Origin of the sequence: Thermoclostridium stercorarium subsp. stercorarium DSM 8532 (genome assembly GCF_000331995.1) — a bacterium.
In the GTDB taxonomy this organism is placed as follows: domain Bacteria; phylum Bacillota; class Clostridia; order DSM-8532; family DSM-8532; genus Thermoclostridium; species Thermoclostridium stercorarium.
In genome coordinates this window covers 1,238,075-1,254,626 of the sequence record NC_020134.1, presented here as the reverse complement: position 1 = coordinate 1,254,626, position 16,552 = coordinate 1,238,075, and the positions used below count along the sequence as shown (strand labels likewise).

Sequence of the window (16,552 nt, the reverse complement as noted above, 5' to 3'; positions counted from 1 at the left end):
AAACAAAAAGGTACCGTTTTGTCTGCTTTCATGCCGAAAACATACCGCACGGTACCATTTAGTATCCCTGATAAAAGGACAAGATTTTTTACCTGTTAATAGTCACTTTCCTTGAGTATCACGTCATGGGCGCCGCCTTCAATAATGCTTGTGGAAGAAACCACCACAAGGCGCGCCTTCTGATAAAGTTCCTTGATATTTCTGGCGCCGCAGCTCGACATCGTGGCACGTATTTTCGTAAGGGTCACTTCCAGGTTGTCCTTTAGTTTACCGGCATAGGGCACATAACTGTCCACGCCTTCTTCAAACTTCAGATTGCTGTTTCCTCCCAAATCGTACCTTTGCCAGTTTCTTGCCCTGTTCGAACCTTCGCCCCAGTATTCCTTAACATAATTGTTACCGCGTTTCACCTTTTTCGTCGGGCTTTCGTCGAACCTCGCAAAATAACGGCCCATCATAACGAAGTCCGCACCCATGGCCAAAGCCAGCACGATATGATAGTCGTGTACAATACCGCCGTCGGAACAGATGGGAATATAAATTCCTGTTTTTTCAAAATATTCGTCACGGGCCTTTGCCACTTCAATTACCGCACTCGCCTGCCCACGGCCTATTCCTTTCTGTTCCCTGGTGATGCATATTGAGCCTCCTCCAATTCCCACCTTGACGAAATCGGCTCCCGATTCCACAAGGAACATAAAGCCTTCTTTGTCAACCACATTTCCTCCGCCGATTTTTATTTCGGGGAAATTTTCCTTTACATACCTTATTGTGTCCCTTTGGAACTCGGTAAATCCGTCGGAGGAATCAACGCAAAGCACGTCCACTTCAGCCTTTACCAGTTCAGGAACCCTTTCCTTGTAATCCCACGTGTTAATGCCCGCTCCAACCATGAGCCTCTTCTTTGAATCCATCAGCTGTTCGGGATTGGCTTTGTGATCATCATAGTCTTTCCTGAAAACAAGATAGTGAAGCCTTTGCTCATCATCGACTATCGGCAGGCAGTTTAATTTATTCTCCCAGATAATGTCGTTGGCTTCACTCAACGTTATTCCAAGCCTGCCAACAACAAGATCCTTAAAAGGCGTCATGAAATCGGCTACCTTTTTGTCCAGAGGATCCCGGGACAAACGGTAATCCCTGCTGGTAATAATTCCTAACAGCTTTCCGTTGGCCGTACCGTCATCGGTAACGGCTATTGTGGAATGTCCTGTCTTTTCCTTAATTGCCAGCACGTCCCTTAAGGTTTGGTTTGGCGATACATTGGAATCGCTTACAACAAAACCCGACTTATGTTTTTTAACTTTTCTGACCATCTCCGCCTGGCTTTCAATGGGCTGTGAACAGTATATAAATGAAAGACCTCCGCATCTGGCCAGAGCAATCGCAAGCGTATCATTTGAAACCGACTGCATTATTGCACTGACAATCGGTATATTTAACTTCATCGGGGGATTTTCATCCTTTGAAAACTTCACCAGCGGTGTGGTCAAATCAATCTTGTCCGGTGTGCAGTCTCTGGTGGTCAGGTTCGGCAAAAGCAAAAACTCACTAAACGTTCTGGAGACTTCCGGATATATAATGGCCATTCTACCCCTCCTATAGTTATTTTACTCTCAGATAAAACCGGTTGTAACGAAACCCGCGGTCAACTATCCGATTAAATTTTATCCATTTTATAAAACTTTCCTTCAGTTGTCAATCGGTTGTGAAATTAAAATATAAACGGCTATGAAAACAAAGCTTCGGCAAAACTTGCGGCGTCAAAAGGCTGCAGATCATCTATTTTTTCCCCGACACCTATGAATTTTACCGGAATGTCAAGCTCAGACTTAATTGATACTATAATTCCTCCTTTTGCCGTACCGTCAAGCTTTGTAAGAATCAGTCCCGTAACACCGGTGGCTTCGGCAAAGGTTCTCGCCTGCGAGACGGCGTTCTGACCTGTCGTAGCATCAAGGACCAGAAGTGTTTCAATATCCGCATCGGGGAGTTCCCGGCTGATAATCCTGAAAACCTTCTTGAGCTCTTCCATCAGGTTCTTTTTGGTATGCAGACGCCCCGCGGTGTCACAGATCACCACATCATATCCCCGTGCCTTTGCCGCCTGAATTGCGTCAAAAATAACCGCTGACGGATCAGAACCCTCGGCATGCTTTATTATATCCACCCCTGCCCTTTTAGCCCATATTTCAAGCTGATCTATCGCCGCCGCCCTGAAAGTATCACCTGCTGCTACGAGAACCTTTTTCCCCTGCATTTTCAGCATATGGCACATCTTGCCTATTGATGTGGTTTTGCCCACGCCATTGACACCAACCACCACAATTACCGAAGGCTTTGTGTTAAGGTGCAGCCCGGTGTCACCCGAACTTAAAATACTGGTTATTTCTTCCTTTAACAGATTTTTTACCTGCCTGGGATCGGTTACTTTCTCGCTTTTTACCCTTAGTTTCAAATCATCAATTATTTTAAGCGTTGTTTCAACGCCCACGTCGGAGGTAATAAGTATTTCCTCCAGCTCTTCAAATAGCTCCTCATCTATTTTGCCCATTGAAACAAGCAACTGATCAATTCTTTGTGTAATGCTTTCCCTTGTTTTTTTCAGACCGTTTTTCAGTTTCTCAAAAAAAGACATCCTTCATAGCTCCTTTTTCATTTATTTTAATATAATATCCTAAATTCACGTTTATTTGAAATAAATTATTATTCACACCGCTTTGTCAACATCACTGAGCTTTAATGAAACAACCGATGATACGCCATGTTCCTGCATAGTAATTCCATACAGTGCATCCGACGCTTCCATAGTACCCTTTCGGTGGGTGATCACTATAAACTGGGTTGTACCGGCCAGCTTTTTAATATAATCAGCAAATTTATAAACATTCGCATCGTCAAGGGATGCTTCTATTTCGTCAAGAATGCAGAACGGCGCGGGACGAAGCTTCAGGATCGCGAACAGCAGGGCTATTGCTGTCATCGCCCTTTCTCCACCCGACAGAAGCATCATGTTCTGCAGTTTTTTGCCCGGAGGCTGGGCTATTATTTCTATACCGCATTCCAGCACATTATCCGGATCCTCGAGCACCACTTCCGCTCTGCCGCCGTCGAACAGTTCTCGAAATACATCGTTAAAATTTTTGTTTATGCGTTCAAACTCCTCCATAAACTGCTTCTTCATCACCGACAGCATCTCTCTGATTATGCGGTTCAGTTTTTCCTCTGATTTTACCAAATCTTCCTTCTGTTTTACCATAAAATTATATCTTTCCTTTGTTTTGCCATAATCTTCTATTGCAGAAACATTAACAGGACCCATCTCACGAATTTCGGCCTTCAGTTCGTTAATTCTTGATTGAAGCTGCCTTATGTTCGTAATCTCCATTTTATATTCCTGTGCAGTCCCATAGGTTAATTCGTATTCATCCCACAGCCGGTTCTGTAAAGCCTCAAGCTCGGCTTCAAGTCTTGTTTTCCTTATTTCCAGCTTATTGTACTGTTCCTGCAGTATTTGTATATTACTGTTATGCACTGAAACCACTTCGACCATGCCCGAAACCTCTTCTTCCAGTGCGGCAACCTCCTCCGAAATGCTTTCAACTTTCATCAGTTTCCCTGTCTTAATTTCATTCCTTGCCCTGATTTCCTCCCTCAAACCTGCAATTTCGGATTTTAGATTCTCAATTCGTTCCCTGTTTTTAGCCTGATCCTGAATCCTCTTTTCAATATTTGCCTCAATCTGCTTCTTTTCCTCGTTAAGGTTCCTGATTGATTCCCGGATCTGATCCATGCTCTCCAGGATGGAATTAACCGAAACCTTGTAATTATTTATGTCTGCATGGACAGCATCCCTTTCGGCCTGTTCTTTTTTCCTTTTTTCCTGCCTTTCCTCAATCGTGGCTTTAAGGTTTTCTATATCCTGCTCAATTTCGTCAATCCTTTTCCTTTCCAGTAATATTTCCCCGTCTATGGTTTCAATGTTTTTCAAAAGCTCCTTTTTCTCCGCCGACAGCATGTCCTGTTTGGATTTTAACTCTTCAATCGAATTTTTGACTGAAAGAATTCTCTGTTCTTCCCGCAAAACAGTAAGTTCCAAATCCTGACGTTCCTTTTGAAGAAGCCGGAGCTCGTTTTCAACCCTGTTAATGTCACTGACTTTATTACGGCATGCTTCTTCAATTTCCTGAAGCTTTGCGCTTAAAACCTGAATTCTTTCGTCCAGTTCCTTTATAATCCGATTCCGTGAAAGAAGGCTTGAAGTCTTCGAAGGCTGGCTTCCGCCGGTCATCGAACCGCCCGGGTTTAACACTTCGCCCTCGGTTGTAACCACCCTGAAACCGTACTGATATTTTCGCGATAATTCTATTCCGTTGTCAATATTGTCTACCACAACCGTTCTTCCCAAAAGATTGGTTATAATATCCCTGAAATTAGGAGCACATTCCACCATTTCCGACGCAAGGCCGAGATAGCCTTTTTCGTTCTGAAGCTTCTTCACGGTATCAGGATCCATCGGCCTTGGCTTTATCGCTGTAACAGGCAAAAAGGTGGCACGGCCGAGGTTATTTTGTTTAAGATACTCAATTGCATTTTTAGCGGTATATTCATCCCTTGTTACTATATTCTGCAGTGCCGGGCCAAGCGATACTTCAATCGCCGTTTCAAAATTATCACGAACGGTGATAAGCTGCGCCAAAGCCCCGTAAATTCCTTCCCCAAATCCTTCTTTTTCACGGCATGCCTTAAGGACGGCCTTTACACTGTGACTGTAACCTTCAAGGCTGTTTTCCATATCCTTCAGAATTCTGCTGCGGGATTTTACGGCCTGCAGCTCCGAAATACATCCGTTCTGCTCTTTACGGAGAGCGTCCAGGGCATTTTTCAGCTCATGCAGCTGTTTTTCCTTGCCGTTTATTTCTTCCTTTTTGTTCTCAAGGCAGTGTTTATACTTCAATAAATCGTTCTGGACCTGCTCAAGTTTTATTCTTTCGCTGTCCAGCTCCAGAGCCGTCCTGTTTATTTCGGCCTCCAGTTTCTTCTGTCTTGTATGGAAAGATTCCTTTTCATTTTTAAGGCTGTTATATTTTGTTCTGCACTCCGACAAAATATCAAGCTTGTCCATAACTTCCTGTTTCATAAATTCAATACGCTTTTCACTTTCGTCAAGCTGTGAAAGAATCGCGGCAAGCTTCTCTTCTGCTTCGTAAAGCAAACCTGTGTATTTTTCCCTGTCTTTGTCAAGAGCCATAAGCCTTGCGTTTCTTTTCTCAATGTCGGTTTCCAGTGTTTTCAGCCTATTTCTCAGTTCATCTATATCCTGGTCGGACGCTGCATTATTCGATTCCATGTGGTTTATTTTTTCCTCGTCCAGCTTTATCCGGCTTTCAAGCTCACTTATGCACTTATCGGCCTCAATAAGTTCAGCCCGCAGTGTCTCAAGAGTTTTTTTAAGCTTGTCCAGTTTTTCGGTTTTACCACGGTTTTCTTCTATTTTCTCTTCCAGAATGCTTTTTTCTTCCCTGATTTCCTGTTCAACTTTTTTAAACTGCTCATCTATTTCTTCAATCTTCTCCCTGCTCTTTTCTATATTGTCCAGATAAAGCGCCACCTCCAGTGATTTAAGTTCATTGCTCAGGCTCAGGTATTTCCTTGCCTTTTCGGCCTGTTCCTGCAAAGGTCCGAGCTGCGACTCAAGCTCGTGGATTATGTCGTCTATTCTGAGCAGGTTCTGTCTTGTGCTTTCCAGCTTCCTTTCGGCTTCATTCTTTCTCATTTTGTATTTCATTATACCGGCTGCCTCTTCGAAAATTGCACGCCTGTCTTCGGGCCTTGTGCTCAAGATCTCGTCAATCCTGCCCTGACCGATAATGGAATAACCGTCCTTGCCCACTCCGGTGTTCATGAAAAGTTCATTTATATCCTTAAGCCGGCATGGAGTTTTATTAATGAAATACTCACTTTCTCCCGAACGGTACACACGCCGCGTTATTGTCACCTCAGAGAACTCAATCGGCAGCGTTTTGTCCGAATTGTCAATCAGCAGGGAAACCTGCGCAAAGCCAACAGGCTTGCGGTGCTGGGTGCCTGCAAAAATAACGTCTTCCATTTTGCTTCCGCGAAGGGATTTGACACTCTGTTCTCCAAGAACCCAGCGCACTGCATCGGAAATATTGCTCTTTCCGCTGCCGTTTGGCCCCACTACCGCAGTTATACCCCTATTGAAATGCAAAACTATTTTATCGGCAAAGGACTTAAATCCCTGTAATTCAATGCTTTTTAAGTACAATCCGTCCACCCCGAAAAATTTTTCTAAGTTTTTACCAAGACAAGTATAATACCGAAAATACCTGTTGTTATCAGGAATAACGCCTTTTACGTATAACAAACTTATTTTACCATAAATTAATTTCAAAGCAACATAACCTTTTTGGGCATTGCCATTTGAATAAATAGAAAAAGCAGGATTTTACCTGCTTTTCTAATTCAGCGTTTTTCAGATTTTATATATTTCCCTCCGGTAACAAATTATTTATTTTCTCATATGTAACGGAACATACTCAGACATTTCCCTCACATACTTGTATGCCGGACGGATAATTTTACCGCCGTTTATCCTTTCCTCGATTATATGAGCGCACAGCCCTACCACCCTTGCCACCGCGAAAATGGGAGTGAACAGATCGGTAGGTATATTGAGCATGTCGTATACAAAACCAGAATAAAAATCCACATTGGCACACATTCTCTTGTTTGTTTTCTTTACCTCGTTGAATACTATCGGAGCAAGATGTTCAACCTTTTCATAAAGTTTATATTCATCCACCCTTCCGGTTGCCTCCGCCAGCTCTTTGGCCTTTTTCTTCAAAAGCACGCACCTCGGATCCGACAGGGTATAAACAGCATGACCGATACCGTAAATTAACCCGCTTTGATCATAAGCGCCTTTTTTCAGAATTTTGGCAAGATAGTCGCAAATCTCGGAGTCATTGTCCCAGTTTTTAACTTCCCGTTTTATCTCATTCATCATTTCAATTACTTTCAGATTGGCACCGCCGTGTTTCGGCCCTTTAAGCGATCCTAACGCAGCCGCTATGCAGGAATAAATGTCGGTACCGGTGGAGGCAACAACATGGCTGGTAAATGTGGAGTTGTTTCCTCCTCCGTGCTCTGCATGCAGTATTAATGCGATATCCAGGGTTGAAGCTTCAAGCTTTGTATATGAACAGTCTGGCCTTATCAGACGCAGAATGTTCTCGGCCGTTGACAGTCCGGGATCGGGCATATGTATGAAAAGACTGTTACCGTTATGGTAATGTGACTTGGCCTGGTACGCATATGCGGCTATTAGCGGCATTCTCGCAATTATCTCCATGCTCTGCCTAAAAAGATTCTTTACACTTGTATCCTCCGGATTAGGATCATAGGAATAGGCAACAAGGATTGTGCTTGCCATCTTGTTCATGATATTTGCACTTGGCGCTTTCATTATAATGTCGCGGACAAAACCGTCAGGCAGGCACCTGTGACAGGCCAGCACCCTCTTAAACTCATCCAGTTCCTGCTGATTTGGCAACTCACCAAACAGAAGGAGATAGGCGCATTCTTCAAAACCAAGCCTGTCCTCCTTCATACAGGCTTCCACAAGATCATATACGTCAATACCACGGTATATAAGACGCCCTTCCTGAGGTATTATTTTTCCGTCTTCAACGGTATAAGCCTGAACATCACCAATTTCGGTGAGCCCCACCACTACACCAGTTCCGTCCTCGTTTCTGAGCCCGCGCTTAACATTGTATTTTGTATATAAATCAGGACTGTAATAACTTTCCCTGCCAATTATCTGAGCTGAACGTTCATAATATTGATCCAGTTCTTCGTTTGTCATCGAAATGTTATTCATCCCCAATCCTCCCCCATGTCATCCCATATATATTCAATATATTTCTTAACCGGTTTATATTATTGATTATTGTAAACACTTAAACATTCGATGTCAATAGTTTTATGAAATTCATTGTTTAATAAATTTCATTTTACGTAAAAATATAATTTTTGACGCATAAATAATTGTTTCGGGGTATTTATGCAGAATTATGTCTATATATTAGTATTCATTATATTTCCTTTTTTCCGTTATATGCTTAACAATCAAAAATATGCAATTTCTTTTTATGTGACTTGCATCTTTTTAACCCCTCATTAATTAAATTACCGCTTTACGGTACGTACAACCGGCCTCTTACACGAAAACAGCTCCCTTGCAATGTCAAACGTATAAAAAAATTTCCTGCTGTCAATACTAAACTACAGCTTAAATTATAATAACGGGAGTAAGGTAATATGGAACGGGCAAAAGAATCGGTCAATGAAAGAAAAGATAATGTAATTCACTTAACAAGACAGAATTCACAGGATGTTGTTACCGAACGGGGGCATAAACCATTGTGGTATATAAGGACAAAAAGAATTATCTATTACATTCTTGGAGTTCTGGAAACCATTCTCGGACTCAGGTTTGTCTTTATGCTTCTCGGAGCCAACCCAAGAAGTGGATTTACCTCGTTTTTATATGCGATAACCGGGATTTTCATAGCACCTTTTACCGGCATCTTCAATCCTGTGTCGGCTCCCGGACTCGCGGCAAGATCGGTATTTGATCCTGCCACGATAGTCGCAATGGCCATTTACGCACTTGCAGTCTGGGGCATTGTAAAACTGCTGCATATCAGAGCATCAAAAAACAATCCTGATTTTATATAAAATTTTCGGGCCAGTTCAAATACCGGTTCAAAATACTGACGAATTCCGACAGCCCCACGGCGTCCTCGTCATCAAAACGGGCTTTTACCGGGCTGTCTATATCCAGAACGCCTATAAGCCTTTGATTTTTAATTATCGGTACAACGATTTCAGACCTGGATGCAATATCGCAGGCAATATGTCCGGGAAACTTCTCCACGTCATCGACAATCTGTACTTTCCTTGTTTCCGCCGCGGTGCCGCACACACCTCTTCCCGGGCCAATCCTTATGCATGCCGGTTTTCCCTGAAAAGGGCCCAAAACCAGTTCATTCCCCTTCCATAAATAAAAACCCGCCCAGTTAATATCGGGAAGAGTCTGATACAGCAGAGCACTGGCGTTTGCCAACCCTGCCAGCCAGTCGCGGTCATCGCTTATTAAAGCGGTGAGATAATTATTTATTTGCCTGTATAATTCATTTTTATTTCCGGCATTGATTTCCTTTATTTCAAACATACAATCCTCCCAATTCCAACCGCATAATTCTTTTTTCCAAATATGCTTCCTGCACCGTTTCTGCGTTATTGCCCCTGCTTTTCCATATTTTCAGGCAAAACGCCCCCTATTCATACTTTACTCCCAAAGCAGCCTTTAACTGAATTTTCCGGTTACCGTTTACGGTTTCAGCCCGTCAACAATCTGTCTCATAACCTTCCCGGCACTGTCGTGAATCACAAGCCTTGCCCTGTAATCGAAAGGAGTCGGATCCATGTTTATGATAATCAATTTATCGCCACGGTAATAGTTCAGCAAACCCGCCGCGGGATAAACAACAAGACTTGTACCTATTACAAGCATTGCATCTGCCTTCACCGTTAACTTCATTGCCCTTGTCAGGTCCTTTTCATTTAAAGGTTCCTCGTACAGTACCACGTCGGGCTTTATGATACCGCCGCATTCGTCACATTTGGGCACGGGCCGGCTCATTGCGAACAGTTCGTCCAGAGAAAACGCCTTGCCGCATTTCATGCAGTAATTCCTGCGTGTTGAGCCATGCAGTTCAATTACATCCGAAGAGCCAGCGTCCTGATGCAATCCGTCGATATTCTGGGTTATAACCGCGAGGACGTTGCAATACTTCTCCATTTCGGCAAGCGCTTTATGGCAGTCATTTGGCTTTGCGTCCCTGTAAACCATGTTATTCATATAATAGTCGTAGAAAATTTCGGTATTGTTTATAAAAAACGTGTGACTCAGCAGTACTTCCACAGGATAATCATATTTTTTCTTTTTCGGCGGCCCCACGTTTGATCTGAAATCAGGAATGCCGCTTTCGGTGGAGGCGCCTGCACCGGTAAGAACCACAATGCTTTCAGACTCTCTGATAAGTTTTACGGCTTCTTCAACCATGTTCATAAAAAACACCTCCCGTTCAGCCTGACAAGCAGGCCTGAAAAGCAATATCCATTACCTCTATTTTAATCAGCTTACAGCCAAATTCAACCCGCCCTGCTTTTTGCTTCGGTAAGCATCAGTTTTATTCTGTTTTCCTGGTTTATTCTCGAAGCACCCGAATCATAATCTATCGCTACGATATTTACATCGGGATGCCTCATCTGGAAAGGCTTCATCATCCCCTTTCCCGCAATGTGGTTCGGCAGGCATCCAAACGGCTGGGTACAGATTATACCGTCCACACCCTGTTCGGCAAGCTCAAACATTTCAGCCGTAAGAAGCCAGCCCTCGCCCATTTTCGTTCCAAGCCCTATAACACCTTCGGGCAATGTCCGTGTCCTGTCAAAACACCCCATCGGCCTGAAATCGCTGTTTTCGGTAATACTGCGTATGACATCCCGCTGTTTTCCCACCAAATACTTATACAGTATTTTGCAGAAAAACGCTTTTGCCCGTTTGGTACCGTAAAGTTTGGCATCAACAACACCATTATAAACGCAGTACAGGCAAAAATCTAAAAGCCCCGGCAGAACGGGTTCGGCTCCCTCGGATATCAAAAAATCCTCAAGATTGTTATTCCCGATCGGCGAAAACTTTACATAAATTTCCCCAACTATGCCAATCCTTATTTTTTTCTCGTTTCTGCGCGGTATTTTTGAAAAATCCCTGACTATCTCCGCATAGTTTTTCTTTATCCTCTTATAGCTGATTCTGCTGTTTCTGCCCAACTCATCCGAAAGCCTTTCTGCCCATTTTTCGGCAAGCGCGTCGCTTTCACCCTTGTTAATTTCATAAGGCCTGCACTGGTTTCTGAGTGTCATAAGCAAATCCCCGTACAAAACCGCATACATCATCCGGTAGATCATCGGAACGGTGAGCTTAAATCCCGGGTGCCTTTCCAGCCCGTTAAAATTCATTGATATTACGGGTATATGCGGAAAACCGGCTTTTGCAACCGCTTTCCTCAGCAACGACACGTAATTCGACGCCCTGCAGCCGCCGCCTGTCTGAGTAAGCAGTAAAGCGGTTTTATCAGGGTTGTATTTCCCGCTTTCGAGAGCATCCAGCAACTGGCCTATTACAATAAGGGCGGGATAGCAGGTATCATTATGTACGTATTTTAAGCCCTTTTCAATTATATGTTTTCCCGAAGTGTCAAGTACCTTTACCCGGTATCCGTATGAATTCAGGATTCCCGCTATCATTTTGAAATGTAAAGGCAGCATTGTCGGAGCCAAAATAGTGTAATCCTTTTTCATTTGTCTGGTAAAAAGTACTATTCCTTTTCTTTTTGTTTTTCCCATTTTTGCTTCTCCCTTTCCTCCAATGCTCCCAAAAGGCTTCTCAGCCTTATCTTTACCGCGCCCGGGTTGGCTATTTCGTCAATTTTAATCTGGGTGTATATTTTACCGTGCTTTTCCAGAATCGCCCTGACTTCATCGGATGTAATGGCATCTATTCCGCAGCCGAACGAAACCAATTGCACCAGTTCACAGTTTTCATGATGTCCTGCATATTCGGCCGCATTATAAAGCCTTGCGTGATAAGTCCACTGATTCAGCACTCCGACATTTTCAGGTTTCATAACATCACTTATGCTGTCCTCGGTTATCACCACAAAACCGAGAGATACTGCAAGCTTGTCTATTCCGTGCCCTATTTCGGGATCAACATGATAAGGCCTTCCCGCAAGAATAAGGACCCTTTTGTTGTTTTCTTTCGCATACTCAATGGCACGCCTTCCCTCGCTGCGCAATTCCTCCATCCACCTGTCATATTCCCTGAATCCCGAATTGACAGCCCTTTTTACCTCCTTAAGGGTCAAATCCTGATGCCATGGCTTTAAAAGGGAATACAGTTCCTTTGCCAGTTCCCTGCGACTGTTAATGTTCAGATACGGATAGAGAAACCTGGTGTTTTTCAGTGATTCCATGTTGCCGTTCAGGACTTCGGAATAATATGCTACAACCGGGCAATTGTAATGGTTATCTCCCGTTTTTTCATCAAAATTATACGTAAGGCACGGATAGAATATGTAGTCGGGTTTCTTTTCAATAAGAGTTTCTATATGGCCGTGCATCAGCTTTGCAGGATAACATACAGTATCCGAAGGTATGCTGCCCTGGCCTTTTGTATAAAGCTCCCTGCTTGAAAAGCCTGAAAAAATTACCCTGAAGCCCAAATCGGTAAAAATCCTGTGCCAAAACGGGGCAAGCTCATACATTCCAAGCGCAAGGGGCATTCCGATTGTCCCCCTGATATTTTCACCCTCGGAAAGGCTTTCAAGCCTTTTACGCTTGAACTCATGGAGATCAGGCACCTCTTCGGTTTTGGAATATTCCCCGCCCAATCCCCTTTCGCATTTATTTCCGGATATGTATTTTTCCTTTTCCGAAAAAATATTCACGGTAAGGTGGCATTTGTTGCCGCAACCTTTGCACACCGTAGAAACCGATCTGTGGGTGAAATTTTTAAGTTCGTTTTCATCCAGAACCGACGACTTATCAAGTTTCAGCGACATGGCATACAGTGCTGCGCCAAATGCCCCCATCAGCCCTGCAATTTGAGGCCGTATTACGTTCCTTCCTATTTCCAGCTCGAAACTGCGCAGCACCGCGTCATTTAAAAACGTTCCACCCTGCACTACTATATTCTTTCCCAGCTCGTCGGCCGAACCGGCGCGAATCACCTTATATAGCGCATTCCTCACAACGCTCATCGACAGTCCCGCCGAAATGTCCGAAATGTCAGCCCCGTCCTTCTGTGCCTGTTTTACCGAAGAATTCATGAAAACGGTGCATCTCGTTCCCAAATCCACGGGAGCTTTGGACTTCAGCCCGAGTTTTGAAAATTCCTCCACATCATACCCCATTGATTTGGCAAAAGTCTCTATAAACGAACCGCATCCTGAAGAACATGCCTCGTTCAGCATTACGCTGTCTATCGTCCCGTTCCGTATTTTGAAACATTTTATATCCTGTCCGCCTATGTCGAGGATAAAATCAACATCGGGGTTGAAATGCCTTGCCGCTGTAAGATGCGCCATTGTCTCCACAATACCGGCATCAATATGAAAGGCGTGCTTTATAAGTTCTTCACCGTATCCTGTCACCGCCGAGCCCTTTATCGTTATCCGGTTTCCGCAGAGTTCGTATATTTTAAGGAGCTGCCGCCTGATTATGTCAATCGGATTTCCCTGATTTGAACCATAATATGAGTAAAGGAGTTTCTTATCCGCCGACATTAACACAAGTTTTGTTGTAGTGCTTCCACAATCAATTCCAAGATAGGCATCGCCGGTATATTCATTTATGTCCAGCCGTTCCACCGTGGCTTTTCCATGGCGCTTTCTGAACTCTTCATAGCTTTCCTCGTTCTCAAAAAGAGGCCTGAGGTATGAGGTAGTCTGCCTTTTGCCTGAGCATTTCTCAAGTTTTTCAACAAGCTCGGAATAGGATAAACCGTTCTGCTGTTTTGAAGCAAACAGGGCAGCTCCGAGCGCCACCGAAAAACGCCCGTATTCCGGAAAAACGGCGTTGTTTTCGTCCAGCTTAAGGGTTTCCACAAACCTTTTCCGCAGGCCCTTGCAATAATACAACGGCCCGCCGAGAAACATAACCTTTCCTTCTATTTTCCGCCCCTGGGCAAGGCCGGCGATTGTCTGATCCACGACAGCCTGAAAAATACCGGCGGCTATATCTGCCTTATTGGCCCCCTGGTTCAGCAAAGGCTGAATGTCTGACTTCGCAAAAACACCGCACCTTGAAGCTATCGGATAAATTTTCGTACTTTGAAGGCTGAGCTTGTCCAGTTCGTCTATAGACATATTCATTAACGTTGCCATTTGATCTATAAACGCACCCGTACCGCCTGCACAGGTTCCGTTCATCCGCTGTTCCAAAAAGCCTTTCAGAAAAATTATTTTCGCATCTTCGCCGCCAAGCTCAATTACAACTGAAGTATCCGGTTCAAGCTGCTTCACCAGCTCGCTTGTTGCAAAAACTTCCTGCACAAACGGCAATTCTGTGTCACCGGCAAGCCCCAGTCCTGCTGAACCGGAAACGGCAATATAAAGCCTTTCGTTACCAAGCAACGGCTCAATTTCAAGAATCATTTCGCGGATTTTATGCCTCACCTGGGAAAAATGCCTTTCATATTTTGTGTATACAATTTCACCGTTTCGCACCAGAACCAGTTTGGCAGTGGTGGAACCCACATCAATCCCAAGAAGGCTTTTGTTACCGGTATTAAGTTTTACTCCGGCGATACCGCTTAATTCCGATTTCATTTTCTCTGTGTTTCTCCTATATGAATGAATTTTTATATTTCTGCAGGCTAAGTTTTCTATAAGCCTTATTTTCACCAAACAGACAATACCCGCCCGAAATTCCGAAATCTTTGTATTGCTCGGAATAACGGGCTGAAATAAAACAATTGCAGATTTAACAATTTACAGATCTCCCTTAAGCCCAATTTCCTCGGCAACTTTACGCATGCCGTTTATTGTTTCGGCGATAATGTAATCCAGTTCAAGGCCAAGCATTTTCGCTCCGCTTTCAATTACATCCCGGTTGACTCCCTGAGCGAAGCTCTTCTGTTTCCACTTTTTCTTAACCGATTTCACTTCGGTATCCAGAATACTTTTGCTCGGCCGCATTAAAGCCGTGGCATAAATCAACCCCGTAAGCTCATCCACGGTATATAAAACTTTTTCCATTTTTTCAACGGGTTCGACATCTGAACAGATTCCCCATCCATGGCTTACCACAGCATGTATATAATCCTCGGGCCAGTTGTTCTCTTCCAGTATTTCTCTGGCCTTTTTGCAGTGCTGATCGGGATACATTTCATAGTCGATATCGTGAACAAGGCCTATTATTCCCCATTTTTCAGGGTCTTCTCCGAAAATTCCGGCAAAATGCCGCATCACCGCTTCCACCGTAAGAGCATGCCTGATAAGGCTTTCATTTTTATTGTATTTTTTTAAAAGTTCAAAAGCCGAATTTCTGTCCGGTTTCACCGCACTCATTTCAAACCTTCCTTCTCCTTTGATTTTTTGCGCTTTATCCGCAGGTTAAAACAATGAGTTTCCATTTATTTTAATAGATTATTATAGCATAAAAAAAAATTTTTTTCACTTTTGCGTTTTTTGGATAAGCAGAACTGCGTATTTCTAAGACCGCAATTCGCTGAAGGCTTTCCGAACCTCACAATTTTTCCTTCCACCCCTTCACGGCATAAAAAAAGAACCCAGGGACTTCAAGTCCCTGAATCCCCCCGTAACCCTCCTGCTAAACCATTGTGCCTATACAGGACCGGTATCAAATCCCTATACTCCTGTCATCATTTGTAGCCTCATCATTAGCCTTAATGAAATCAATGATTTCATCCACGGTTGTAAATGCCAAAGCCACATAACTGTCGGCAGCGCCGTAATAAATGGCAATTCTGCCGGTATCAGCATCACACAGTGCGGCACACGGGAATACCACATTCGGAACAAAGCCTCTTTCCTCGTACCATTCTTCCGGAGTAAGTATGTAACTGCCCGATCTGTATTTCACTATCGACGGATTGTCAGTATCCAGAATACATGCACCCATACTGTACACATAGCCACTGCATGTCAGGACCACGCCGTGATAGAACAGCAGCCATCCTTCACTGGTTTCTATGGGTGCCGCTCCGCTTCCTATTTTAAGAGACTGCCACCATTGCCCGCCTTTTGACATGACATGTCTGTGTTTGCCCCAGTAAATCAGGTCAGGGCTTTCACTTAAAAACACGTCTCCGAACGGGGTATGTCCGTTATCACTGGGTCTGGAAAGCATTACAAATTTGTTGTTTATTTTTCTTGGGAACAATACGCCGTTTCTGTTGAACGGCATAAACGGGTTTTCCAGTCTGACAAAATGCTTGAAATCCTTGGTTTTTGCCAGCCCCAAGGTTGGGCCGTAAAAATCGGTGCACCACACAATGTAGTAGGTGTCTTCAATTTTTATAAGCCTCGGATCATAGGAATATCTGGGCATGAAAGGTTCGCCCTTTTCATTCACAAACTGTATTTTCTCTTTTTCAAATTCCCATACTATTCCGTCCTTGCTGAACCCAACGTACAAATGGGGTATTCCGTCGGTCTGTTCGGCTCTGAAAACCCCGACAAAACCGCCGTTATACGGTACAACTGCACTGTTGAAAATTCTTGCCACGCCCGGAATGGGATTTCTTCCCGTAATAGGATTTTTAGAGTACCTCCATACCGGCCCTGTAAAATCCGACGGCTTATCCTGCCATGGAATGTTTGGTAAACTTTCACCGTAAATTTTTACTCTGCTCATTTCCAATCCTCCT

11 protein-coding genes are annotated in these 16,552 nt (G+C 43.8%); 1 reads left to right on the top strand and 10 read right to left on the bottom strand.

Features of this window, described 5'->3' with window-relative positions; all coding sequences use genetic code 11:
• Positions 1-95: 95 nt before the first annotated feature.
• The 4 genes from CST_RS05380 to CST_RS05365 form a co-directional block, all read right to left on the bottom strand.
• A complete protein-coding gene (locus CST_RS05380; RefSeq protein ID WP_015358830.1) occupies positions 96-1,589 on the bottom strand; it encodes an IMP dehydrogenase in 1,494 nt (497 codons plus the stop codon).
• Positions 1,590-1,729: 140 nt separating this feature from the next.
• Positions 1,730-2,638, bottom strand: coding sequence for a signal recognition particle-docking protein FtsY (gene ftsY, locus CST_RS05375; RefSeq protein ID WP_015358829.1), 909 nt, complete (start codon positions 2,636-2,638; stop codon positions 1,730-1,732).
• 72 nt (positions 2,639-2,710) lie between these two features.
• Positions 2,711-6,289, bottom strand: coding sequence for a chromosome segregation protein SMC (smc, locus tag CST_RS05370; RefSeq protein WP_041746643.1), 3,579 nt, complete (start codon positions 6,287-6,289; stop codon positions 2,711-2,713).
• Positions 6,290-6,532: 243 nt separating this feature from the next.
• The gene (locus tag CST_RS05365) at positions 6,533-7,906 is read right to left on the bottom strand and encodes a citrate/2-methylcitrate synthase (protein WP_015358827.1); all 1,374 of its coding nucleotides are present in this window, start codon (positions 7,904-7,906) and stop codon (positions 6,533-6,535) included.
• Positions 7,907-8,346: 440 nt separating this feature from the next.
• Here CST_RS05365 and CST_RS05360 point away from each other — a divergent pair, with 440 nt between their 5' ends.
• Positions 8,347-8,766 (top strand): YggT family protein, encoded by a 420-nt coding sequence (locus CST_RS05360; RefSeq protein WP_015358826.1) that lies wholly within the window; start codon positions 8,347-8,349, stop codon positions 8,764-8,766.
• Here the strand turns inward: CST_RS05360 and CST_RS05355 are convergent.
• From CST_RS05355 to CST_RS05335, 6 genes are all read right to left on the bottom strand, one after another.
• Positions 8,759-9,262: a GAF domain-containing protein gene (locus CST_RS05355; RefSeq protein ID WP_015358825.1), complete on the bottom strand. Its 504-nt coding sequence runs from the start codon at positions 9,260-9,262 to the stop codon at positions 8,759-8,761. The genes CST_RS05360 and CST_RS05355 overlap by 8 nt on opposite strands.
• Before the next feature lie 159 nt (positions 9,263-9,421).
• Entirely contained in the window at positions 9,422-10,171 is a 750-nt protein-coding gene (locus CST_RS05350) for an NAD-dependent protein deacylase (protein ID WP_410177091.1), read from the bottom strand.
• A gap of 74 nt (positions 10,172-10,245) precedes the next feature.
• On the bottom strand, positions 10,246-11,505 hold the full coding sequence (locus CST_RS13810) for a 2-hydroxyacyl-CoA dehydratase (protein WP_015358823.1): 1,260 nt from the start codon (positions 11,503-11,505) through the stop codon (positions 10,246-10,248).
• Positions 11,478-14,489 (bottom strand): acyl-CoA dehydratase activase, encoded by a 3,012-nt coding sequence (locus CST_RS05345; protein ID WP_015484963.1) that lies wholly within the window; start codon positions 14,487-14,489, stop codon positions 11,478-11,480. Before CST_RS05345 ends, CST_RS13810 begins: the two co-directional genes overlap by 28 nt.
• A gap of 162 nt (positions 14,490-14,651) precedes the next feature.
• Positions 14,652-15,230: an HDIG domain-containing metalloprotein gene (locus CST_RS05340; RefSeq protein ID WP_015358821.1), complete on the bottom strand. Its 579-nt coding sequence runs from the start codon at positions 15,228-15,230 to the stop codon at positions 14,652-14,654.
• A gap of 292 nt (positions 15,231-15,522) precedes the next feature.
• Complete coding sequence (locus CST_RS05335; RefSeq protein ID WP_015358820.1) at positions 15,523-16,539, bottom strand: glycoside hydrolase family 130 protein; 1,017 nt, start codon at positions 16,537-16,539, stop codon at positions 15,523-15,525.
• Positions 16,540-16,552: the final 13 nt, after the last annotated feature.

Excerpts from the sequence above, each read along its gene's own strand:
- CST_RS05380 (WP_015358830.1), bottom strand. The coding sequence starts at position 1,589 with ATGGCCATTATATATCCGGAAGTCTCCAGAACGTTTAGTGAGTTTTTG.
- ftsY (WP_015358829.1), bottom strand. The coding sequence starts at position 2,638 with ATGTCTTTTTTTGAGAAACTGAAAAACGGTCTGAAAAAAACAAGGGAA.
- CST_RS05365 (WP_015358827.1), bottom strand. The coding sequence starts at position 7,906 with ATGAATAACATTTCGATGACAAACGAAGAACTGGATCAATATTATGAA.
- CST_RS05360 (WP_015358826.1), top strand. The coding sequence starts at position 8,347 with ATGGAACGGGCAAAAGAATCGGTCAATGAAAGAAAAGATAATGTAATT.
- CST_RS05355 (WP_015358825.1), bottom strand. The coding sequence starts at position 9,262 with ATGTTTGAAATAAAGGAAATCAATGCCGGAAATAAAAATGAATTATAC.
- CST_RS13810 (WP_015358823.1), bottom strand. The coding sequence starts at position 11,505 with ATGGGAAAAACAAAAAGAAAAGGAATAGTACTTTTTACCAGACAAATG.
- CST_RS05345 (WP_015484963.1), bottom strand. The coding sequence starts at position 14,489 with ATGAAATCGGAATTAAGCGGTATCGCCGGAGTAAAACTTAATACCGGT.
- CST_RS05340 (WP_015358821.1), bottom strand. The coding sequence starts at position 15,230 with ATGAGTGCGGTGAAACCGGACAGAAATTCGGCTTTTGAACTTTTAAAA.
- CST_RS05335 (WP_015358820.1), bottom strand. The coding sequence starts at position 16,539 with ATGAGCAGAGTAAAAATTTACGGTGAAAGTTTACCAAACATTCCATGG.